This window comes from Lysinibacillus sp. NPDC048646 (assembly GCF_050272295.1).
Lineage (GTDB): Bacteria > Bacillota > Bacilli > Bacillales_A > Planococcaceae > Lysinibacillus.
Genome location: NZ_JBNNLZ010000004.1, coordinates 168,229 through 191,025 on the forward strand (window position 1 = coordinate 168,229; position 22,797 = coordinate 191,025).

The window sequence follows — 22,797 nt, forward strand, 5'->3', positions numbered from 1 at the left end:
AAGGAGTGGAGTAATGATGACAGTTCAACAACAAATGAAAACGCTATCACATTTTATGAATGGTGTAGAGACGGTGGGAATTAGTGGACGTTTTTCGGAAGTGTTCAATCCATCAACGGGAGAAGTACTTGCACAAGTACCATTAGCAACAAAGGATGAGGTTAAACAAGCTATTAAATTTGCAAAAGCGGCTTTTCCGGCATGGAAAAAAACATCAATTGGTAAACGAGTAGAGGTATTACATCGTTTCCGACAGTTATTACTAGAAAGGCAAGATGAATTGACTGATGTAATTTGTGAGGAAAGTGGCAAAACGAAGGAGGATGCAAAAGGCGAAATCATTCGTGGCATTGAATCGATAGATATGGCTATTAGTGCACCGCAAATGCTGAAAGGGGAGTATTCAGTAAATGTAGGTGGTAATATTAATGCCTTTTCTGCAAAAGCCCCACTTGGGGTTGTGGCTACAATTGCGCCATTTAATTTCCCTGTCATGGTGCCTCTTGCTATTACAAGTATGGCTGTTGCAGTGGGGAATGCAGTTATTTTGAAGCCATCAGAGCGAGTACCTAACTCAGCGCTGTTTTTATGTGATTTATGGAAAGAAGCAGGGTTGCCAGCTGGTATTTGGACCGTTATTAATGGTGATAAAGAGGCTGTAAACGAGCTGCTTGAAAACAAGAATATTCAAGCCATTTCATTCGTTGGATCAACGCCAGTAGCAGAATATATTTATCAAACAGGCACAAAGCATAATAAGCGAGTTGCAGCATTTGGTGGTGGAAAAAACTTTATGATTGTCATGCCAGATGCGAATCTTGAACAAACAGCAAATGCCTTTTTAGGGGCAGCGTATGGAGCTGCTTCTCAACGTTGTATGGCTATTTCAGGGGCTGTAGTTGTGGGGCAGGACACTGAGAAACGTTTTACTGAAGTGTTAAAAGAGAAAATTTTGAAGTTGAAAGTTGGTCCATACACGGATAAAGATGTTGATTTTGGCCCAGTGATTACACAGCAATCGAAGGAAACTATTATTCGATACATTAATGGGGCACTTGAGGAAGGGGCAAATCTTGTCACGGACGGAAGAAACCCAAGTATTTGTGAAACATCCACAGGCTTTTATATAGGACCCACACTAATTAATCATGTAACGCCAGACATGACTATTTTTAAAGAGGAAGTTTTTGGTCCTGCACGTTTTATCGTTGGCGTTGAGTCATTACAGGATGCCATTGACCTAATTAATGACCACGAACTTGGAAATGGAGTCACAATCTTTACTAATAGTGGGGCCGCGGCACGTAAATTCCAAGAAGATATTGAGGTAGGAATGGTAGGGGTAAACGTTCCGATTCCGATTCCTGTTGGCTATCATAATTTCGGTGGTTGGAAACGTTCTAAGTTTGGTGAAGGACACATGTTTGGACCAGATCAAGCTCGATTCTTTACGAAGGCAAAAACAATTTCAGAACGTTGGCCAGACGAATCTGAGGATACAACGAGCTCGTTCGCTTTTCCAAGTAATCAAGATTCAACAATAAAATAGCTAAATCATTGGATATGTCTATATAAAATAAAGGGGTGTGTGTATATGGTTCAAACAAATGTAAAGAGTGATATTTTAAAAAAGGATGAACAGTATGTATGGCATTCGATGAAACCCTACAATCCCCAAGCAACGTATGTAGTAGAGAAGTCGAATGGCGCAAGAATTGTTGATACGGAAGGTAATGAATACATTGATGCGATGGCAGGGTTATGGTGTGTAAATGTAGGTTATGGGCGTAAGGAATTAGCAGATGTCGCACATGAGCAGATGATGAAAAATGCCTACGCACCTTTATCACAAGGGCATTTGCCAGCAGTTGAACTAGCCGAAAAGATAAATCAAATGCTCGGTGGAGATTATGTGATCTTCTTCTCAAATAGTGGGTCAGAAGCGAATGAAACGGCATTTAAAATTGCTCGTCAGTATCACCAACAAAAAGGTGAAAGTTCTCGCTATAAAATTGTCTCGCGCTATCGTGCGTATCATGGAAATTCCTTCGGTGCTCTAGCTGCAACGGGGCAAGCAGAACGAAAGTATAAATACGAACCGCTGTCTCCAGGGTTTATTCATGTAACACCGCCTGATCAGTATCGCGAATCGGAGAGTGACTCAGTAGCACCAGGAAATTTAGCGAGTGTCAAAGCTGTGGATAAGGTCATGACATGGGAGCACAGCGATACAATTGCTGCGATGATTTTAGAACCTATTATTACAGGTGGCGGTGTTATCATGCCCCCTGAAAATTATTTAAAGGGCATTGAGGAGGTCTGTAAAAAGCATGGAGCACTCATGATTGTAGATGAAGTCATTTGTGGATTTGGACGTACAGGTAAGCCATTTGGTTTTATGAATTATGGGGTGAAGCCGGATATTATTACAATGGCGAAAGGCATTACGAGTGCCTATTTACCTTTATCAGCAACAGCTGTAAAGCGCGAGATTTATGAAGCCTTCACTGGGAGCGAAGTATATGGCTATTTCCGACATGTGAATACATTTGGAGGATCACCAGTAGCGTGTGCAGTTGCTTTGAAAAATATTGAAATATTAGAACAGGAAGCATTATTTGAACGGTCTAAGTTGATTGGGGAAAATACGATACAAACGCTGCAGCGAGCATTAAAGAATCATCCAAATGTTGGAGATGTGCGAGGCAAAGGTTTATTAATTGGCATTGAATTGGTTGCTGATAAGGAATCGAAAGAGCCGTTACCTGTTGATAAAGTAAATGCAGTGATTGCTGCTTGTAAGGAGCAAGGCGTCATTATTGGCAAGAATGGAGCAACTGTTGCAGGCTTTAATAATGTTCTTACACTATCGCCACCGCTTAATATCGTACAAGAGGATCTGGATAAAATAATAGAAGTAGTAGTCGGAAATATTACGAATATTTGAGTCATCACAAGGGATTAACTGTATAAAACAGTACCAAAAAGCTGCCACTAAAAACCATATGAAGGGTTTAGGGGCAGCTTTTATTGAATAGAGGAAAATGTCCATAAGGTACGGTTCATTTTCTTCCTCCTACTGCTTATAAGTAAACATGTAACCGTTATAGGATTTATGTATAACCATTACAATGCCCATTAACATGAAGTTTGATAGAAGCGAACTACCTCCATAACTTAAAAATGGCAACGTTACACCTGTTACAGGTAAAAGTCCAAGTGTCATACCAATATTTTGTGTGATTTGGAACGCTAATAAACTGGAAATACCGGCTCCCATTAATGTCATAAATGGATCTCTTGCTTGGACAGTAATAAGTACAATGCGATAGATGACCAAAAATAATAATGCAATCACAAAGGCGCCACCAGCAAAGCCAAATTCCTCAGCAATAGCAGAAAAAATGAAATCTGTATGCTTTTCTGGAACGTAGACATTGTTGTTTAAGTAACCTTTTCCAGTAATTTCTCCTGAGCCAATTGCTAAAAAGCCCTGCCTTACTTGAAAAGAAGAGTCGGGATATTCATAAGGTTGCAGCCAGCCATAAATACGAGAAACCTGATGTCCTGATAATTTTCCAAGAAGTTTTTCTGTGAAAAAATTATTAAATTGCATATAGAGAATAACTATGGTAGCAACAATAACCGCTGGGATAGCTGTAAAGGCTACAAGTAATTTCGTTCGTATACCTGAAAAGAAAATCATCGGTAAAATCATAGCCATATACAACATAACCATGCCCGTGTCAGGTTGCTTGTAAACAACAAGTGTCGGTGGAATAACAATAAGTGCAATTTTAAGGAGTAGACCTAAATCGGTTAAATAAGAAGGTCGTACATGCTTTTCCTGATGAGCCACAATGACCTTCCCAACAACTATTAAAAAAGCAAATTTTAAAAACTCCGAAGGCTGTAGGGACCCCAAAAGTGGAATTTGATACCAGGATTTTGCTTCGTTCACAGTACGAGCAATACTCTCAGGTGCCACAATTAACCCAAGGGTTAATAAAACCATTAATCCGTAAAATGGCCAACCGATTTTCTTCAATTGTTCAATATCGAGTGTAGCCACGCCGAACATCATTGTAAAACCGATAAGGTAAAAAATACATTGTTTTATAATGAAAGAACTTTTATATTGCTCAAATACTACACTACCTGAATGTACAAAGAGACAACTAATTACACCGAGCAAAAATAGACAAACAAGTAAACCTCCATCCAATTTCTTAAGCTGCATCATTCAAACACCTCCTAAAATGTGAAAATGTGTATATACAACAAAACGTTGGGAATGTGTGGAAGGTTGCTTATTAAGGAAATAGTGAAATTCTTCGAGTAATTTTTACAAAAACATAACACTGGCTTTATATCTTCATACTATGATTATTGGTAAGAGTTGGAGAAGGAGCCAAAGATGATGCATTTTTTTCGTTACATAAAGGTGAAGGATAAGCTACTGGTTCTAATGATTGTTTGTGTATTATCGAATGTTCTACTAGGCGTATTTAGTGTAGATTATTTGCGGAAAATGTCATGGCATGCGAGCGAAAGTTATACACAGGGTCTTGTACCCATTGGGTGGTTGAATGGGATAGAAGAAGCACAAAGACAATTAGATTATTACGTTGGTTCGAATGGTACTGATGAAGAGTTGGCTACAGTTTTCAAAAATATTGAGCAGTCTATAGGTCAATTAGAGAATCTAGACATCGATAAAAAGATGAATCATCAGGTGAAAAAGCATAAAACGATACTAGCGCAGCAAGTAGACCTGATAGAAAGCTATCAGCAGTTAAATAAGAATGAACAGGCACAATTTTATGAGCAGTCATTTTTGTCGGTTAGCCAACAAAGTCACACACTATTAGAAGAAACACAAAGCTATTTAGTGCAGAGGGCAGAGGAACAACAGCAAGCCTATCAAAAAGATATGAAATTTGGTTATTGGTTACTCGGTGGCGTTTGCCTATTCGTTGTACTTTTAGTAATTTTCATAGGTTTCATCGCTACAAAGGCGATTAACGTACCGACGCGTCAGTTAAAGTCCTTATTAAAACGTGCTGAGCAAGGAGACTTCACGGCGAGTGCTAGTTACGTGGCACATGATGAGCTCGGGGAGGTTGTGCTGTCCTACAATCAGATGGTCACTGAGGTAAAGCGATTACTTCTTACAGTTACGAATAGTGCACAAGAGGTTGAGGGCATGACAGAAATGTTGCAGATATCGTCGGAACAATCTTCAACGACGACACTCAAAATAGCAAAGGATGTGCAAAACATTTCTGATTCTACTAGTGCATCTACTTTAAAATTAGCCTCCAATACAGCATCATTGGAAGAAGTACTAAATGGTGTACAAGTCATTTTAGAGAAAGTTCAACTCGTTGAGAGTTTTGCTCATGAGACTGCACGTGATGCAGAAAGTGGTACGGAAATTGTACAAGCAAATTTAGCGCAAATACAGGCCATTAAACGTGCAGTAGAAAAATCGAATACAGCCATTTTTAACCTTGTCGAACGTGCGGCAAGCATCGATCATATGGTTGAAGTAATTGAAAAAATTACGGCGCAAACGAATCTGCTAGCGTTGAATGCATCAATTGAAGCTGTTAGAGCGGGAGAGCATGGCAAGGGCTTTGCAATCGTTGCCAATGAGGTACGCAAACTTGCCGAACAAACGGTTCATTCTACTCAAACGATAACGTCGATTGTGCAAAATATTCATGTAGATTCTAACTATGCTGTACAAATGATGGAAGGTGTTTTAACAGCGACTGAAAAGGGCGTGAATGTAACGGGACAAACAGCAATAAGCTTCGATCATATTTTAGAAAAAGTACATACCATTAAGCCTTATATAATAGAAGTATCGACTACGGTTCAAGAAATTGCGGATCATACGAAAAAGGTGAACGAGGATGCTGTCATGTTAACCTCTCTTTCAAATACCAATGCCGCCTCAACCAAACATGTTGCGAACTTAACGGCAGATCAATTAGCCGCACAGCAGCAATTTCATAACTATATAAAAGAATTACGAAAAGTTTCGAAGGTATTACAAATTGCTGTAAAGCGTTTTTTAATATAATTGAAGCTGTGAATGAAAAAAGTAAAACGATATATGACCTTGAGATAAAAGGGAACCTTCTTTGCATTATAGAATACAAAGAAGGTTTTTTTATGTTTGAAAATGAATTTTGTATTTTCGGGGTGAACAAATGTATTTCTAAACTTGTTAGGGAACATATTTTTCCCGAATCCATATATTAATAATAAGGGTTTTTTCGTTAAAAATATAAAATTTATAAACATTGATGTTGTGTTTTTAATATGAACACCTTATAATGAAATTCAGCAAAAGTGTTATTAAATCAATGTTTATATGTATAATATTGTGCTTTCGGTGAGTGCAATTGTTCATAGGTGGAGGTTTTGAGATATGGAAAAGATTATGGTTACAGGAGCCCTTGGTCAAATAGGTTCTGAACTAGTAGAAAAGCTTCATGGTATTTATGGAGAGGACAATGTGTTAGCTACTGATATTCGGAAGCTTGAACATACAAAGGGTCCGTTCGAAGTACTGGACGTGACGGATGGACAACGAATGCACGATTTAGCAAAGGATTTTGGAGCAGATACGATGATGCATTTAGCAGCTTTATTATCCGCAACTGCTGAAAAAAATCCTTTGTTCGCTTGGAATTTAAACATGGGTGGTTTAATGAACGCCTTAGAAGTATCACGTGAATTAAACTTGCAATTTTTTACGCCTAGTTCAATTGGAGCGTTTGGTCCTTCAACGCCAAAGGATAATACGCCACAAGATACACTACAGCGCCCAACAACTATGTATGGTGTAAACAAAGTAGCGGGTGAATTATTATGTGACTATTATTTTGATCGTTTTGGCGTAGACACACGAGGAGTGCGCTTCCCAGGTCTGATTTCTTATGTGACCCCTCCAGGTGGTGGTACAACAGACTATGCGGTAGAGATTTTCTATGAAGCAATTGAGCAAGGTAAGTACACATCTTACATTCAAGAGGGTACGTACATGGATATGATGTATATGCCAGATGCTTTACAGGCTATTGTAGATTTAATGGAGGCTGATAGTAAGACATTAATTCATCGTAATGCCTTTAATATAACTGCTATGAGTTTTGAGCCATCTCAAATTGCTGCTGAAATTAAAAAGCATCTGCCGCATTTCCGTATGAATTATATGGTGGACCCGGTACGTCAAGCCATTGCTGATAGTTGGCCAAACTCTATAAATATTGAAGCTGCTCAAAGTGAATGGGGCTTTAAGACGGAGTACGATTTAGCAAGAATGACAGCAGATATGCTGGAAAAATTAAAAATTAAGCTTCAAACAAAGGCGATTTCATAATAAATGATTGACGACTCTATTGCATGTAGATGCTGTAGAGTCTTTTTTTTATGAAAAATACAAATTATATATATAAAAGAAAATTTGTAGAATATATAGCGCAAACTTTAATCTGCTAATATAATAGTATTCAGAATATTAATAGTATTCAGTTATAAATGTTCTGTTAATACTTCAACAAGGGATTTGGTAGATTTCACTAGATGAAGGGATGGATGTTATGATGATGCAAGCGCCGTTAGTGTTAACAAATTTCATTAAACGAGCAGAAAGTTACTTTGCTAGAAAGACAATTGTTTCGCGTACAAGCCCACATAAAATACACCGTTTAACGTACGGAGAATGGGCGAAAAGAACGCGACGATTAGCAGATGCGCTTACAAAGCTAGGGATGGAAAAGGGGAAAAAGATTGGTTCTTTTGCTTGGAATCAGCATCGCCACTTAGAGGCGTATTTTGCAGTGCCATGCTCGGGTGCTGTTTTGCATATGGTCAATATTCGATTATCCGAAGAGCATTTAATTTATATTATTAATCATGCAGAAGACGAAATATTGATGATTGATGTAGATCTTGTGCCAATCATTGAAAATATTGCATCAGCGTTAAAAACAGTGAAACATTATATTATTATGACAGATGAAGATACATTACCAGAAACGACATTACCAAATGTATTATCGTATGAGGAATTATTGGCATCGGCAGATGAAAATTTCGAGTTTCCAGATGATATAGAGGAGGAAGCACCTGCTGGGATGTGTTATACAAGTGCGACTACCGGCAATCCAAAAGGAGTCGTTTATTCGCATCGTGGCTTGGTGTTACACAGTATGATGCTTAGTATGACAGATTCAATGGGTATTGCTGAGCGTGATGTAGTAATGCCAATCGTACCAATGTTCCACGCTAATGCATGGGGTTTACCGTTTGCGAGTGTTAATGTGGGAGCGACTCAAGTATTGCCTGGTCCACAGTTCACTTCGGACTTAATTTTGGATTTAGTAGAGCAGGAAAAAGTAACACTAACGGCAGGAGTTCCAACAATTTGGCTTGGCGCGTTACAGGAACAAGAAAAGCATGAACGAGATATTAGTTCGCTGCGTGCAATTTGTTGTGGTGGCTCGGCTTCACCAACGCACCTTATTCGCACATTTGAAGAAAAATACGGTATTCCTTATATTGTTGTGTATGGGATGACAGAGACAACACCAATTGTAGCGTTATCGAATTACATGTCTTGGATGGATGAATGGCCGATTGAAAAACAAATTGAGTCACGTGCGATGCAAGGTATGACGATGGCTGGCATCGAATCGAGCATTGTTAATGAGAACGGGGAGGTTCCATGGGATGGCGTGACGATGGGAGAATTACGTCTCCGTGGACCCTGGATTTCACACGAATATTATCGTGACGAACGTACACACGACGCTTACCGCAATGGCTGGTTATATACCGGTGACATTGCTGTACGGACAGAGGATGGCTTTATCAAAATTACGGATCGTACCAAGGATTTAATAAAATCCGGTGGAGAATGGATCTCTTCAGTAGATTTAGAAAATACATTAATGACACACGAAGCTGTTTTTGAGGCAGCTGTTATTGCGATTCCACACGTAAAATGGCAAGAACGTCCATTAGCTTGCGTTGTATTGAAGGAAGGAAAGTCAGTAACAGGTGAAGAGTTACTGGCATTTTTAGAAAGTCAATTTGCGAAATGGTGGGTGCCCGACGATATCGTATTCTTAGATGAGATTCCAAAAACTTCGGTTGGTAAATTCCTAAAGGCGAAACTACGCGATAATGTTGCAGAAATTTATCCTAAACTACGTACATTCGTATAGGAATAGTAATGCCAAAGGGGCTGTCCAAAAAGTAAAAATAGCATGCCAAGAGTATTTATGGCATGCTATTTTTTTGATATAAAAGCAAAAACCCGCGTAGATTCCTGCGGGAAACAGAAAGCGGGTTTTTACCATATTATGAAGACGATCGTTATTGTTACAAGGATTTTTGGGAAAGTCCCTTTTTCTAATTATTTGTTGAGCATTTGGAAAACTTGCTCAACGTCCTTATCTCCGCGCCCTGAAATGTTAATGATAATACTTTCTTCAGGTGATAGTGTTGGTGCAAGCTTTAGTGCATGGGCAACGGCATGCGAACTTTCCAATGCAGGAATTATCCCTTCAACTTTTGAAAGTACTTGGAATGCTTCTAGTACTTCTTCGTTTGTCACGGTTACATATTCGGCGCGACCAATTGTTTTTAGATGACTATGCTCAGGACCAGCACCTGGATAATCTAGACCAGCAGCAATCGAGTATGTTGGTAGTGGATTCCCTTCTGTATCTTGCAATACTAAACATTTGAATCCGTGTAATTCTCCTGGCGTTCCTTCATTCAATGTTGCGGCTTTATCTGGCTCAATACCGATTAGTCGAACATTTTCATCTGCGATATATTCGGCGAATGCGCCAATTGCGTTACTACCACCGCCAACACAAGCTAGAACAGCAGCAGGAAGTTTATCTTCTTTATCTAAAATTTGTTCACGACTTTCACGGCTAATGACTGATTGGAAGTGTTTCACCATTGATGGAAACGGGTGAGGCCCCACAGCTGAACCTAGTAAATAGAAAGTTGTTTCATAGTTTTCTACTAAATCAGCAAATGCTTCGTCGACAGCGTCTTTTAAGCGACCTTGCCCTTTATCGACAGCAACTACTTTTGCACCAAGTAGCTCCATACGAAACACGTTTAATGCCTGGCGTTTTGTATCTTCTAAGCCCATATAAACGGTACAATCCATACCAAACATTGCACAAGCAGTAGCTGTTGCGACACCGTGCTGACCTGCACCTGTTTCTGCAATTACACGTTTAGCCCCCATACGCTTTGCAAGTAAAATTTGACCTAAAACGTTATTAATTTTATGAGATCCTGTGTGGTTTAAGTCCTCGCGTTTCAAATAAATTTTTGCGCCACCCAATTGCTTCGTTAAGTTTTCAGCAAAGTAAAGTGGAGATTTGCGCCCTACATATTCACGGAAAAAATAATCTAACTCATTTTTAAAGTCTTCATCGTCTTTATAATTTTGGAAGTTTTCATCTAAAATATTTAATACATTTTGAAGCTCTTCTGGAACGAAGCTGCCTCCAAATTCACCAAAATACCCTTTTTTCTCTGCTACTGTACCCATCTTATCTCGACTCCTCTATTCTGATTTTTTCCATAAAAAAAGTCACTTCGATCCTTCGGTAAAAGGACGAGTAACCGTGGTGCCACCTTTATTCGCAAAAATTGCGCGCTTTGGTACTCCTATAACGGGGAGTTAGTTCGGCCACACATTTGATGAGGCTGCTCCGAAGCCCATTCACAAGTACGTATTACTGATTTGCACCAACCATCAGCTCTCTTTAAATACAATCGCCTGCTACTTTTCTTCTTCCTAGCATTTATTATTGAAGAGAATTTTAAGGTATTTTCAGAATAGTGTCAAGAAAAGAAAAAATAAATCGTGTCATTAACATTACGATTGATTACTTACACAAGCATGAATTCCTAGCATAGAAAAAAGACGAATCTTGAAAAAGACTCGTCTCTATTTATAGCTACTGAATAAAGTTAAATCAAATCTTTGAAGTTTAAACGTTTGTTCAGAATATACATGATCGGTGCACCGACTGCTAATACAACAAATTCACCTGCAGCGACAGTGAGCCATGTCCAGAAAAATGGTAATTCTAAGGCTAAGTTCAGTTCAAAGGCGATAATGAACATTGTACATGTAAATAACAATGTGTTGATGATTAAACGTGCGCAAATATTTTTTACAAATTTACAAATAAGGATAAACAGCCCTAGTGTAATCATCGAATGTCCAACACCAAATACTAAATCGTAGATGCCAAGAGGTGAAAATAAATTTGAGATAAATACACCAATAATTATTCCTACGGCAAAGCGTGGATTAAAGGCAACTAAATGATTAAACATTTCCGATACTCGAAACTGCACTTCAGTAAATCCAAAAGGTGCAACAAGCATTGTAACAGCAATATATAGCGCTGCAATAATGCCACTTGCTGCTAAAAATTTTACTTTCATATTCATTTCTCCTTAGTTTTTTTTCGTGGGATGGTTACGAACCACGGTGCATTTACACAAATAAATATTTTAGTATAAAACTCAGAAAGAAGTCAAATATCAGAAAAATAAAAGTCTTTTATAAAATATATGTCCAGAATCTAACTTCGCAAAATTGTCATAAAATAATTTGTTAGGTTACTAAAATAATTACATTCATCAAAATGGCGTAGTTTAGCGGTTTAAAGCGACAAATTAAATGAAAAAGTAAAATATTTCGCCAAATCTAAAAGTCAGAACATTCATAATGTTGTTGACGAACATCAATAATAACGATAATATAGCGATACATTCACACTTTGCTAGGGTGAAGTGTGATAGATAATAGAGAAATAGTCGGGGGGATTATTTGTGAAGCGTAATATGAAAAAGCTTTCGTTCCTATTATTTGGATTAGTATTAATGCTTGCTGCATGTGGTAGCGGTGGTTCTAGTTCAACAGAATCAAAAGGTGACGAAAAGAACAATGCAAGTGAAAGTAACGCTACGGATGAAAAAACATATAAAATTGGGATTACTCAAATTGTTGAGCATCCATCGTTAAATGCCGCAACTGAAGGCTTCAAAAAAGCTCTTGAAGATTCTGGCTTAAAGGTAGAATATGATCCGCAGATTGCACAAGGCGATAACAGCTTAAATACGACAATCGCAAACAACCTAGTCAGTGCAAACGTAGATTTAATTTTTGCGAACTCTACACCATCTGCACAGGCGGCAGCTACTGCAACTGGTGATATTCCAATCATCTTTACTTCAGTAACAGATGCTATTGGTGCACAATTAATTGCGTCAATGGAGGCGCCGGGTAAAAATGTCACAGGAACGATTGATTTACATCCTGATACAATTACAAAAACGGTAGCCTTATTAAAAGAGTTAGGTGCTAAAAATGTAGGTATGGTGTACAACGCTGGTGAGCAAAACTCGGTAGCGCAAGTAACTGAAGTGAAAAAGGTAATGGGCGAGCAAGGCTTAACAGTAAAAGATGCATCAGCAGCAACTTCAGCTGATGTAAAACAAGCAGCTGAATCATTAATTGGGAAAGTAGATGCTTTCTATATCATTACTGATAATACAGTTGTTTCTGCTCTTGAGTCAGTGATTGATGTAGCAAACGCTAACAAATTACCACTTATCGTGGGTGAGCTTGACTCTGTGGCACGTGGCGGCTTGGCTGCATACGGCTTTGAGTACTTTGATATCGGCTATGAAGCTGGCCAAATGGCAGTGAAAATTCTAAAAGGTGAAGCAACGCCTGCTGAAACACCAGCTCAATATCCACAAAACTTAAAATTATTAGTGAACAAGAAAGTTGCTGATGATTTAGGTATCGAAATTAAAGATTCTTGGGGTGCAGAGCTTTTAGAAAAATAATGTCCAAAGAGGCATCATATTTAGGTGAAGCGGGGGAGGACTATCCCCGCTTTATCTTCATTTTATACGATAATTTTAGGAGATGATTCGATTATGTTTACAGCAATATTTGGCTCAGTGGAGCAAGGAATCATCTATGCAATTATGGCACTTGGCGTGTATTTAACATTCCGTGTGTTAGATTTTCCGGATTTAACGGTTGATGGAAGCTTTGTAACAGGGGCAGCTACAGCAGCGACGATGATTCTGCTAGGCTATCACCCAATCTTAGCGACTTTAGTGGCAATTGTTGCTGGATTTATTGCTGGATGTATGACAGGAATTCTTCACACAAAAGGGAAAATTAACCCACTACTATCAGGGATTTTAATGATGATAGCATTATATTCTATTAACCTACGTATCATGGGGTTAACTGCAGAAAATACGATAGGTCGTCCGAATATTCCACTACTGAACTCTGAAACATTGTTTTCAAAGTTCCAAGCGTTTTGGAGTAATTTAGGTATCGATGCTGCATTAAATAACGTATTAAAAGGCTTCGGCATTCAGCAAGTACCCTCAACATGGAGTACGCTGATTGTAGTATTATTCATCACGATTTTAATTAAATTAATTGCAGACTCGTTCTTAAAAACAGAAGTCGGGCTGGCTATCCGAGCAACTGGTGATAATAAGCGTATGATTCGTAGCTTCTCTGCGAATACAGACACACTTATTATTCTTGGGCTTGGTCTTTCAAATGCGCTTGTCGCATTTTCTGGAGCTTTAATCGCACAGTATTCAAAGTTCTCTGATGTTAGTATGGGGATAGGGATGATTGTTATCGGTCTTGCCTCTGTTATTATCGGGGAAGCGATCTTTGGAACGAAAACAATTATGCGTACGACTTTTGCTGTTATTGCGGGTGCGATTATTTACCGTATTATTTTAGCGTTAGCATTACGTGTAGATTTCCTCGATTCAGGGGATATGAAACTAATTACAGCAGTTATTGTTATTTTAGCGTTAATCGTACCTCAGTTTGTGGATAAAAACAAAGAACGAAAACGTAGAGCGAAGCGCGCTGTAGAACGTGCACAAGTAAAAACGGCTGAGCAAGGGGGAAAAGGTCTTGCTTAAATTGGACGGCATTAACAAAATCTTCAATGAAGGTACACCAGATGAAAAAATAGCACTTGCTGATATCAATCTGCATTTAAAGCCAGGGGATTTCGTGACAATTATCGGTAGTAATGGCGCTGGTAAATCAACGATGATGAATATGATTTCAGGCGCTTTAACACCTGACTTCGGTACAGTACTAATCGATGGCAACAATGTAACAGGCTTACCTGAATATAAACGTTCTCACTATATTGGTCGTGTATTCCAAGACCCTATGGCAGGTACTGCACCAACAATGACCATTGAAGAAAATTTGGCATTAGCGTACTCTCGAAATAAGAGACGAGGCATACGTGTCGGCGTCGATAAAAAACGCCGTGAATTTTTCAAGGAATCATTAGCAATGCTCGGCTTAAATTTAGAAAGTCGCTTATCAGCGAAGGTTGGCTTACTTTCCGGTGGGGAGCGTCAAGCGCTATCACTTCTGATGGCAACATTCACGAAGCCATCGATTTTATTGTTAGATGAACATACAGCTGCACTTGACCCGTCACGTGCAGAGCTAATTACACGTATTACAAAACATCTAGTAGAAAAAGATCACTTAACGACGTTAATGGTCACGCACAACATGCAACAAGCGTTAGACTTAGGAAATCGCCTCATTATGATGGACAAAGGTCAAATCATTTTAGAAGTTGGCGAGGATCGCAAGCATGAACTAACAATTCCAGATTTAATGGCAGAATTTGAACGCATACGTGGCGAAAAGATGAACTCTGACCGCGCACTGCTAGGATGATTCTAAACGTTCATACCTCGGTATGAGCGTTTTTTTTGTCGGTATTTTTAAAAAAGATGGACGATAAACAAGCAAAAGTTATCGATAAAATCAAGGTTTGTTTCAATAAAAATCCACAAAAAAGTCACACTCACATACAATGCAAGTGTGACGAAACATCTTATACTAACAAGCCAAACAATTGAAGGTCATTATTTACTTCTTTATAGCTGAAGCCAAACTCTTTCATGCGTGACAGTAGTCCTTCGTAGTCGTCACGATTGCCAAGCTCAATACCTACCAGTGCAGGACCACTTTCCTTGTTGTTTTTCTTCGTATATTCAAAAGTGGTAATATCATCATTTGGCCCTAGGACACTCGTTAGGAATTGGCGAAGTGCGCCAGCTCGTTGTGGGAAACTAACAATGAAGTAATATAGTAAACCTTCATGGATTAAAGATTTTTCTTTAATCTCTTGCATACGACCGATATCATTGTTGCCACCACTGATGATGACAACGACTGATTTACCTTTAATTTCTTCTTTATAGTGATCCAGTGCAGCTACTGATAAAGCACCCGCTGGCTCTGCGATAATGGCATGTTTATTATATAAATCTAATATAGTTGTACATACTTTGCCCTCAGGGATCAACACAATATCATCTAAATAACGGCGACAAACATCATATGTGTAATTACCGACGCATTTTACCGCAGCGCCATCCACGAATTTATCAATCCAGTCAAGTGCCACAGTACCACCCTCTGCGAAGGCAGCCTTCATACTACCAGCACCAGCAGGTTCAACGCCAATAATTTTAGTATTTGGGGATAGGTTTTTCACATAGGCAGAGACACCTGACATTAAACCTCCACCACCGATACTACCGAATATATAGTCGATTGGTTCCTCTATATCATTCATGATTTCAACAGCGACAGTTCCTTGTCCTGCAATGACATCAAAATCATCAAATGGGTGGATAAAGATTTTTTCTTGCTCCTCACAATAGGCCAATGCGCTCTCTGCAGAATCGTCAAATGTATCACCAGCTAGAATAATTTCTACGAATTCACGGCCAAACATACGCACTTGATCGATTTTTTGCTTTGGTGTTGTTTGAGGCATAAAGATACTCGCCTGGATTTTCAGTTGAGCACAGGCATAGGCAACACCTTGTGCGTGATTACCCGCACTTGCGCACACAACGCCCGCAATACGTGCCTCTTCCTCAATTTTTTTGATTTTATAGTAGGCACCGCGAAGTTTAAATGAGCGTACATGCTGTAAATCCTCGCGCTTAAAATAAATATTTGCTCCGTATTTCTCGGATAAATAATCGTTTTTTTGTAGTGGCGTATGCACAACTACATCTTTTAAAAAATGATGTGCAATTAAGATATTCTCAACTTGCACCGTTTTAGTGTCAGCAACTTCCATGGCATTCATCCTCCGTTTTACGTATAAAACATTCATTTATGATAGCATATTTTATTAGGTTTTTGTTATTAATTTTTAGTAAATTCTAAATTTTCGGTGTCTATTTCAAGACAGAGCAAACCTCAGTCAACACAAACTAAAGAATAATTTGATTTATTCGAGTATAATCATTTATTTCTCGAGTTTTATTGAAATATCATAAAGAATAACGGTCAGCATATATTAGACTAGCTTAGGGCAAGTAGGAGGGTAAGGTATTGGAAATTATTCAAGGAATTCTATCTACATATATGCAATTTTTCGATTGGGAGATGTGGCGGAAGGTTTTAGCTGATCCTGTATCGTGGGGATTAATCTCATCACTAGTCATAATTGAGGGGTTACTATCAGCTGATAATGCACTTGTACTAGCGGTGCTTGTTAAACATCTACCAAACAAGCAACGAAAAAGAGCATTAATGTATGGAATGCTAGGAGCTTATTTTTTCCGTTTCTTATTTATTGGAATAGGTGTTTATCTTGTGGAGTTTTGGTTTATCAAAGTGTTAGGGGCCATGTATTTAGGGTGGATTTGTATTGCTCATTTCTTAAAGGTAGGGGAAGAGGATAGTGTAAAGGAAGTAAAAAAGACAGGAATTATGGCTCGTTTGTTTGGGGTATTCTGGGCCACAGTTATTTCAGTAGAACTCATGGATATTGCCTTCTCAATCGATTCTATTTTTGCTGCATTTGCGATATCCGATCAAGTTTGGGTGTTATTAGTTGGGGGAATGTTAGGGATTTTAATGATGCGTACAATTGCCGGCGTATTTTTAATCATTATTGAAAAAATACCTGAACTAGAGGCAACAGCATTTATCATTATTGGTGTTATTGCCCTCAAAATGCTAGTTACCGTGTTTGGCGTGCACGTTCCTCATTATATGTTTTTTGTCGTATTGCTTATTGCCTTCGTAACGACGATGATTGTGCATGTGGTAAATAAGTTAAAAGTGGCTTAATTGAAAAGTGGCTCTGTCCTCGTTTGCTTAAGAGGGCAGAGCCGTTTTTTGTTTATTTTATATATTGATCGGGGTTAACAATATAGTACTTTTCAATATTAAGCCAGCTTTCGCTCATAGGCTCGCCGTCATCAATGCGTTTTTCTGTTTCTTGCATCATCCAACCTGTTTGGGAGGCATGAGCTTGTAACGCTCTTACTTTATCCATTTTCATTTCACTGATATCTAATTGCAGATGTGGCTCGCCATTTTTTTCAATTGTATCATTGGCGAAAGCACAGCCTAAAATCTGCGGACGCGCTGCTTTGGGCATACGACGAACGGCTTCCACAACAGCACGCGCCGTTGCTTCATGGTCTGGATGTACTGCAAACCCAGGGAGGAAAGTGAAGATAAGTGATGGCATTAATTCTTCAATTAAGCCCTCAACAAGCTTCACCATTTTTTCGTCATCTTCAAATTCAATTGTTTTGTCTCTTAAGCCAAGCATGCGCAAATCTTGTATGCCCATCGCTTCTGCAGCAGCAACAAGTTCCTTACGACGAATTTCTGGCAATGATTCGCGCGTTGCAAATGGTGGATTTCCTAAATTACGACCCATCTCACCTAATGTTAAACAGGCATATGTAACAGGTGTATTCATTTTCTTTGTATAATAAGCTATCGTTCCAGCAACTGAGAAAGCCTCATCATCTGGGTGAGGATAAACAATTAAAATATGACGCTGTGGTTGTAAATTCAAATAGTCGTCCCCCTTAATAAGTAAATGGCGTTTCGCTAATTTCAAGTGCAATCGCCAATTTGCCAGAGTAGTCTAGTCCAGCCATTAATAAACGGCCTAAATCATCTAATTCATAATGTGTAATGCCTTGGGCGTAAACCCATCCATGCGCCATTTTTAAACCAACACGATGCGGTGAATCATCCACCACTTTAGCTAGTTCATAATTGATTTTTGCATTGCGAATAAAAGCACCTGCATTAAAAAATTTCTCATCATAGTGTGCTGCATAAGAACCGTTTGTTGTCTCAAGATGAATGTAAACGTCTTTGTTGGCGAAAGAATTTAGTAATTCTTGCAACGTCTCTACCTGTATTTCCTGCATCTTAACACTCCTTTCACGATTGTTTCTCTTTTAAGTATAGTCAAAAAAAGTCACAAAGGGAAATTGAATGCCCTTTTATCTGTCAAAAAATAGTTTTTTCTATGCATAAATTTGGATATTTCAATATATTAAGATAATTTTATTATCTAATGAAGTTAGTTTTTATAAGGGCGAATACTTGAATTAATTATATTAATGTATCAATATAGGACACATGAAAGTTGATGCATACAAATCGAGTCGCTTGTCGCTATGATTTGTATGCGGTTTCATAATTTATAATGTTGGGAGATTTAAACTATGATTTATGCAAATCCTAATACTCCAGGAGCAGTTGTAAATTTCAAAGAGAAATATGATAACTTTATCGGTGGCGAATGGGTCGCTCCAGTCAAAGGTCAATATTTTGAGAATAAAACACCTGTAACAGGTCAAGTATTCACAAAAGCAGCTCGTTCAACTGTTGAAGATATTGAATTAGCCCTTGATGCGGCACATGCAGCGAAAGATGCATGGGGAAAAACTTCTGCAACAGAACGTGCAGCTATTTTAAATAAAATCGCTGATCGCATTGAAGAGAATTTAGAAATGATCGCTGTCGCTGAAACTTGGGACAACGGTAAAGCCGTGCGTGAAACATTAAATGCTGATATTCCACTTGCAGCTGACCACTTCCGTTATTTCGCAAGTGCCATCCGTGGGCAAGAAGGACATACAACTCAATTAGATAATGACACAGTTGCTTACCACTTCCAAGAGCCACTGGGCGTTGTTGGTCAAATCATTCCTTGGAACTTCCCAATATTAATGGCTGCTTGGAAAATCGCGCCAGCACTTGCGGCAGGTAACTGTATCGTTATGAAACCTGCTGAGCAAACACCAGTTTCGTTATTAGTTTTAATCGAAACAATTCAAGATATTTTGCCAAAAGGTGTACTGAACATCGTGAGCGGTTTCGGTATTGAAGTGGGTAAACCACTTGCAACAAATAAGCGTATCGCTAAAATCGCCTTTACTGGTTCAACTGCTGTTGGTCGTCAAATTATGCAATACGCAACTGAAAACATTATTCCAGTAACATTAGAACTTGGTGGTAAATCACCAAACGTATTTTTTGAAGATGTGATGGCTGCTGATGATGAATATTTAAATAAAGCAATAGAAGGCTTCGTGATGTTCGCTTTAAACTCAGGTGAAATTTGTACTTGTCCTTCTCGTGCCCTTATTCACGAATCAATTTACGATCAATTCATCGAACGTGCTCTCCAACGCGTAGAAGCAATTAAAATCGGTAACCCTCTGGATACAGAAGTGATGATGGGTGCTCAAGCTTCAGAGCAACAAAAACAAAAAATCCTTTCTTACTTACAACTAGGTAAAGAAGAAGGCGCTGAATGTTTAATCGGTGGTGAAGAAAATGTTCTTGACGGTGACCTTGCAGGTGGTAACTATATTAAACCAACAGTGTTCAAGGGTCATAATAAAATGCGCATTTTCCAAGAAGAAATTTTTGGTCCCGTATTAGGTGTAACTACATTCAAAGATTTCGATGAAGCAATGGAAATCGCAAATGATACAGAGTATGGTTTAGGTGCTGGTGTTTGGTCACGTTCTGGTGACACGGCATACCGCGCTGGTCGCGCTATCCAAGCGGGGCGTGTATGGACTAATACGTATCACCAATACCCAGCTGGTGCTGCATTTGGTGGCTACAAACTTTCAGGCATCGGCCGTGAAAATCATGCGATGATGCTTGATCATTATCAACAAACTAAATGTATACTAGTTAACTATAAAGAAGAGGCTCAAGGTTTCTTCTAAGTTTAAAGGATGGGTAAGTACATGGTAGAACAAGTGATTGCCACTAAAGAGGCTTTAAAATTAATAGAGCTTATTAAGAGTAGACATGGTGCTATCATGTTTTATCAATCTGGTGGCTGCTGTGAAGGCTCTGTACCGATGTGTTATGTAGAAGGAGATTTTAAGCTCGGAGATAACGATATCTATCTTGGTACAATAGGTGACGTTCCTTTTTACATTCACAGGGCACAATATGAGTATTTCAAACATACGCAATTAATTATTGATGCGATGGTAGGTAGAGGTGCAAGCTTTTCTTTAGATAGTGTAGAGGAAATGCACTTTATTACGAAATCAAAAGTGTTCACAGCAGATGAGTATGAAGAAGTTAAAAAACTGTTTTAACATAGTAAAGAAAGCCACGATTCTCCGTCATAAGAGAGAATCGTGGCTTTTTATGATGAATTTGTTGATAAGAGGTATGTATCTTTTAATACCGATCGAGTTTTCGTTCAATGGAATCTAAACGATCGTTAACATACTGTAATTGTTTACACATTTGTTTAAACTGCTGACTTTGATCTTGTGAATAGGAAGTTTTTAATTGTGCCGCTTCTTCTTCCTCTTGTAAAGCTAATATCGTGGCGAGGGTTGATAGTGAATAGCCAAGCGTTAGTATAATGGAGGAAATTACTTCAACTTTAGAAGCGGTTAATTCCTCAGAAATAAATCCTGATTCTTTATTTGCATCTTCAAATTTGTGTTTTTTCATATTTATCCCTCCTATGTACAACTAATATATGGTATATAGTGCGTTAAGGTATCTTGTCCGAATTTTTTAGTTTGTTTATAAAATTCTAAATTTTCGATAAAAATAATTGATTTTTCGAGAAAAATATAGCATTATAATAGAAATAAAAATTTGTTTTGAGGGGGATTTGTGTGAATAAGGGGTTTAAATATTGTAAGGAATCAAGAGTGATGCGGACTAGTCGAATTTTTCCAAATGATGTTAACAATCATAATACACTTTTTGGCGGACGTTTAATGAGTGATATCGACCAAGTAGCCTCGATTTCTGCTGCAAAGCATAGTCGTAGAGATTGCGTGACAGCTTCGACGGATTCTGTGGATTTTCTGCATCCGATTCGCCCGACAGACTCGGTGTATTTTGAGTCGTATGTTTCATGGACAGGAACGTCATCTATGGAGGTATTTGTAAAGATTATTTCGGAAAATTTGAAAACAGGGGAGCGCAAAGTGGCAGCAACTGCTTTATTAACCTTTGTAGCATTAGATGAAAATAATCGGCCTGCAACAGTTCCACGCGTTATTCCAGAAACTGTTGAGGAGACGAAATTACATGAAACTGGGTCTGAACGTGCAAAAGTACGAGCTGAGCGTAAAAAAGAAAGTAAGGCGTTGGCTAGTTTTATTTCGATGAACGATCCTTGGGATTATCGGCTCGAACTGATGGAGAACTACATTTAAAAAGGCATCTGATTAGTATAAAAATCTGCTAATCAGATGCCTTTCTGTGTTGCTATTAAGATGAGTTACTCAATGCCGTTTAAAAATAGTCGATCCGTTAAAGGGACTGCCGATATTTAATAGCTTGCGCAACTGTGACAGCTCATTATGGACCAATATTTATAGCAACAACTTAAATTAGATTTCTGTCACGGTTACTTGTGGTGCACCAAAGCGTGATTTTGCCCCATGCATAACAGGACCAACATAGTCATTTAACGCCCAACCATGAGCAATAGCAGCTGAAACGAATTCTTTTGCTTCAATAACAGCTTCTTTTACCGATAGGCCGTTTGCAAGGTTAGCAGTAACAGAAGCTGCAAACGTACAACCAGCACCATGATTATAAGTTGAAGCTACTTTTTCCGATTCTAATAAATAAAATGAAGTGCCATCAAAGAATAAGTCTGTAGCTTTTTCAGTAGCTAATGCTTTACCGCCTTTTATCACGACAGCTTTAGCGCCTAGTTCATTAATTTTACGAGCAGCTACTTTCATGTCCTCGATTGTTTTTGGTGTACCCGTACCAGCTAATTGACCAGCTTCAAAAAGATTTGGTGTTGTGACAGCAGCAAGTGGTAATAGATGTTGAATCATTGCATCTGTGTTACCTGGGTTTAGTACCTCATCATCACCTTTACATACCATAACTGGATCAATCACAACGTTTGTAGTGCCAGATGTTGCGATAGCCTCGCCAGCAATACGAATGATATCTTCTGTTGAAAGCATCCCTGTTTTTACAGCATCAATGCCTGTTGAAAGTGCTGTATCAATTTGTTTTTGTAATAGCTCTGTTGGCAATGGCGTTACATTATGTGTCCAACCGTTTGGATCCATCGTTACGACTACTGTTAGTGCAACCATACCGTATGTGCCATGTTCTTGGAATGTTTTTAGATCGGCTTGCATACCTGCGCCGCCTGATGTATCTGAACCAGCGATTGTTAATGTTTTTTTAAGAGCCATGTGAAAGATCTCCTTTATAATAAAAGTTTTAAAGTTACCGTCTAGTATAGACTGATTCTGATTCTATAAAAATAGTCAGAAATCGATATTTTTATATGGTCAGTATAATCTTGAGCTTGAATTAGGCGCTACTTTTTT

At 38.6% G+C, this 22,797-nt stretch carries 20 protein-coding genes, 1 riboswitch and 1 other annotated feature; of the genes, 12 read left to right on the forward strand and 8 right to left on the reverse strand.

The features are described from left to right. Positions 1–16: 16 nt before the first annotated feature. A complete protein-coding gene (locus ACQKII_RS07350; RefSeq protein WP_427457957.1) occupies positions 17–1,549 on the forward strand; it encodes a CoA-acylating methylmalonate-semialdehyde dehydrogenase in 1,533 nt (510 codons plus the stop codon). Positions 1,550–1,594: 45 nt separating this feature from the next. Then, the gene (locus ACQKII_RS07355; RefSeq protein ID WP_427457837.1) at positions 1,595–2,947 is read left to right on the forward strand and encodes an aspartate aminotransferase family protein; all 1,353 of its coding nucleotides are present in this window, start codon (positions 1,595–1,597) and stop codon (positions 2,945–2,947) included. 129 nt (positions 2,948–3,076) lie between these two features. Here the strand turns inward: ACQKII_RS07355 and ACQKII_RS07360 are convergent, their stop codons facing one another. Further along, complete coding sequence (locus tag ACQKII_RS07360; RefSeq protein ID WP_427457840.1) at positions 3,077–4,243, reverse strand: FtsW/RodA/SpoVE family cell cycle protein; 1,167 nt, start codon at positions 4,241–4,243, stop codon at positions 3,077–3,079. 174 nt (positions 4,244–4,417) lie between these two features. On the opposite strand from ACQKII_RS07360, the gene ACQKII_RS07365 reads away from it, so the two are divergent. The 3 genes from ACQKII_RS07365 (at position 4,418) to ACQKII_RS07375 (ending at position 9,245) form a co-directional block, all read left to right on the forward strand. After that, positions 4,418–6,091 (forward strand): methyl-accepting chemotaxis protein, encoded by a 1,674-nt coding sequence (locus ACQKII_RS07365; protein ID WP_427457843.1) that lies wholly within the window; start codon positions 4,418–4,420, stop codon positions 6,089–6,091. Between the two features lie 351 nt (positions 6,092–6,442). Beyond that, positions 6,443–7,396, forward strand: coding sequence for an L-threonine 3-dehydrogenase (locus ACQKII_RS07370; RefSeq protein WP_427457846.1), 954 nt, complete (start codon positions 6,443–6,445; stop codon positions 7,394–7,396). A 223-nt stretch (positions 7,397–7,619) separates the two neighbouring features. After that, positions 7,620–9,245: a long-chain fatty acid--CoA ligase gene (locus ACQKII_RS07375; protein ID WP_427457960.1), complete on the forward strand. Its 1,626-nt coding sequence runs from the start codon at positions 7,620–7,622 to the stop codon at positions 9,243–9,245. A gap of 191 nt (positions 9,246–9,436) precedes the next feature. Here ACQKII_RS07375 and trpB read toward each other — a convergent pair whose 3' ends face one another. Then, a complete protein-coding gene (gene trpB, locus ACQKII_RS07380; protein WP_427457849.1) occupies positions 9,437–10,600 on the reverse strand; it encodes a tryptophan synthase subunit beta in 1,164 nt (387 codons plus the stop codon). A 59-nt stretch (positions 10,601–10,659) separates the two neighbouring features. Continuing rightward, positions 10,660–10,860 (reverse strand) — a binding site (T-box leader). A gap of 165 nt (positions 10,861–11,025) precedes the next feature. Continuing rightward, the gene (locus tag ACQKII_RS07385; protein ID WP_427457852.1) at positions 11,026–11,508 is read right to left on the reverse strand and encodes a QueT transporter family protein; all 483 of its coding nucleotides are present in this window, start codon (positions 11,506–11,508) and stop codon (positions 11,026–11,028) included. 6 nt (positions 11,509–11,514) lie between these two features. After that, a riboswitch (PreQ1 riboswitch) is annotated at positions 11,515–11,559 on the reverse strand. Positions 11,560–11,898: 339 nt separating this feature from the next. Between ACQKII_RS07385 and ACQKII_RS07390 the strand changes: the two genes are divergently transcribed. The 3 genes from ACQKII_RS07390 (at position 11,899) to ACQKII_RS07400 (ending at position 14,830) form a co-directional block, all read left to right on the forward strand. Further along, positions 11,899–12,921: an ABC transporter substrate-binding protein gene (locus ACQKII_RS07390; RefSeq protein ID WP_427457855.1), complete on the forward strand. Its 1,023-nt coding sequence runs from the start codon at positions 11,899–11,901 to the stop codon at positions 12,919–12,921. 93 nt (positions 12,922–13,014) lie between these two features. Next, positions 13,015–14,043, forward strand: a complete 1,029-nt coding sequence (locus ACQKII_RS07395; RefSeq protein WP_427457858.1) for an ABC transporter permease — start codon at positions 13,015–13,017, stop codon at positions 14,041–14,043. Continuing rightward, complete coding sequence (locus ACQKII_RS07400; protein ID WP_143997157.1) at positions 14,036–14,830, forward strand: ABC transporter ATP-binding protein; 795 nt, start codon at positions 14,036–14,038, stop codon at positions 14,828–14,830. The genes ACQKII_RS07395 and ACQKII_RS07400 overlap by 8 nt, the downstream gene beginning before the upstream one ends. Before the next feature lie 160 nt (positions 14,831–14,990). On the opposite strand, the gene ilvA is transcribed toward ACQKII_RS07400, so the two are convergent. Continuing rightward, positions 14,991–16,253 carry a threonine ammonia-lyase IlvA gene (ilvA, locus tag ACQKII_RS07405; protein ID WP_427457861.1) on the reverse strand — a complete coding sequence of 421 codons (1,263 nt, stop codon included), beginning with the start codon at positions 16,251–16,253 and terminating at the stop codon, positions 14,991–14,993. Positions 16,254–16,510: 257 nt separating this feature from the next. On the opposite strand from ilvA, the gene ACQKII_RS07410 reads away from it, so the two are divergent. Further along, the gene (locus ACQKII_RS07410) at positions 16,511–17,254 is read left to right on the forward strand and encodes a TerC family protein (RefSeq protein ID WP_427457864.1); all 744 of its coding nucleotides are present in this window, start codon (positions 16,511–16,513) and stop codon (positions 17,252–17,254) included. A 52-nt stretch (positions 17,255–17,306) separates the two neighbouring features. Here ACQKII_RS07410 and bshB2 read toward each other — a convergent pair whose 3' ends face one another. Further along, complete coding sequence (gene bshB2, locus ACQKII_RS07415) at positions 17,307–17,996, reverse strand: bacillithiol biosynthesis deacetylase BshB2 (RefSeq protein WP_427457866.1); 690 nt, start codon at positions 17,994–17,996, stop codon at positions 17,307–17,309. 13 nt (positions 17,997–18,009) lie between these two features. Further along, positions 18,010–18,360, reverse strand: a complete 351-nt coding sequence (locus ACQKII_RS07420; RefSeq protein WP_143997162.1) for a YojF family protein — start codon at positions 18,358–18,360, stop codon at positions 18,010–18,012. 300 nt (positions 18,361–18,660) lie between these two features. Here ACQKII_RS07420 and exaC point away from each other — a divergent pair, with 300 nt between their 5' ends. Together exaC and ACQKII_RS07430 are read left to right on the forward strand one after the other, a co-directional pair. Next, positions 18,661–20,181 carry an acetaldehyde dehydrogenase ExaC gene (gene exaC, locus ACQKII_RS07425; RefSeq protein ID WP_427457869.1) on the forward strand — a complete coding sequence of 507 codons (1,521 nt, stop codon included), beginning with the start codon at positions 18,661–18,663 and terminating at the stop codon, positions 20,179–20,181. Between the two features lie 21 nt (positions 20,182–20,202). Further along, positions 20,203–20,565 (forward strand): DUF779 domain-containing protein, encoded by a 363-nt coding sequence (locus tag ACQKII_RS07430; protein ID WP_010857897.1) that lies wholly within the window; start codon positions 20,203–20,205, stop codon positions 20,563–20,565. Between the two features lie 85 nt (positions 20,566–20,650). On the opposite strand, the gene ACQKII_RS07435 is transcribed toward ACQKII_RS07430, so the two are convergent. Beyond that, the gene (locus ACQKII_RS07435) at positions 20,651–20,932 is read right to left on the reverse strand and encodes a hypothetical protein (protein ID WP_427457872.1); all 282 of its coding nucleotides are present in this window, start codon (positions 20,930–20,932) and stop codon (positions 20,651–20,653) included. Positions 20,933–21,102: 170 nt separating this feature from the next. On the opposite strand from ACQKII_RS07435, the gene ACQKII_RS07440 reads away from it, so the two are divergent. Beyond that, positions 21,103–21,651, forward strand: a complete 549-nt coding sequence (locus ACQKII_RS07440) for an acyl-CoA thioesterase (RefSeq protein ID WP_427457875.1) — start codon at positions 21,103–21,105, stop codon at positions 21,649–21,651. A 177-nt stretch (positions 21,652–21,828) separates the two neighbouring features. On the opposite strand, the gene thiD is transcribed toward ACQKII_RS07440, so the two are convergent. Then, positions 21,829–22,659 carry a bifunctional hydroxymethylpyrimidine kinase/phosphomethylpyrimidine kinase gene (gene thiD / locus ACQKII_RS07445; RefSeq protein ID WP_427457878.1) on the reverse strand — a complete coding sequence of 277 codons (831 nt, stop codon included), beginning with the start codon at positions 22,657–22,659 and terminating at the stop codon, positions 21,829–21,831. Positions 22,660–22,797 lie beyond the last annotated feature (138 nt).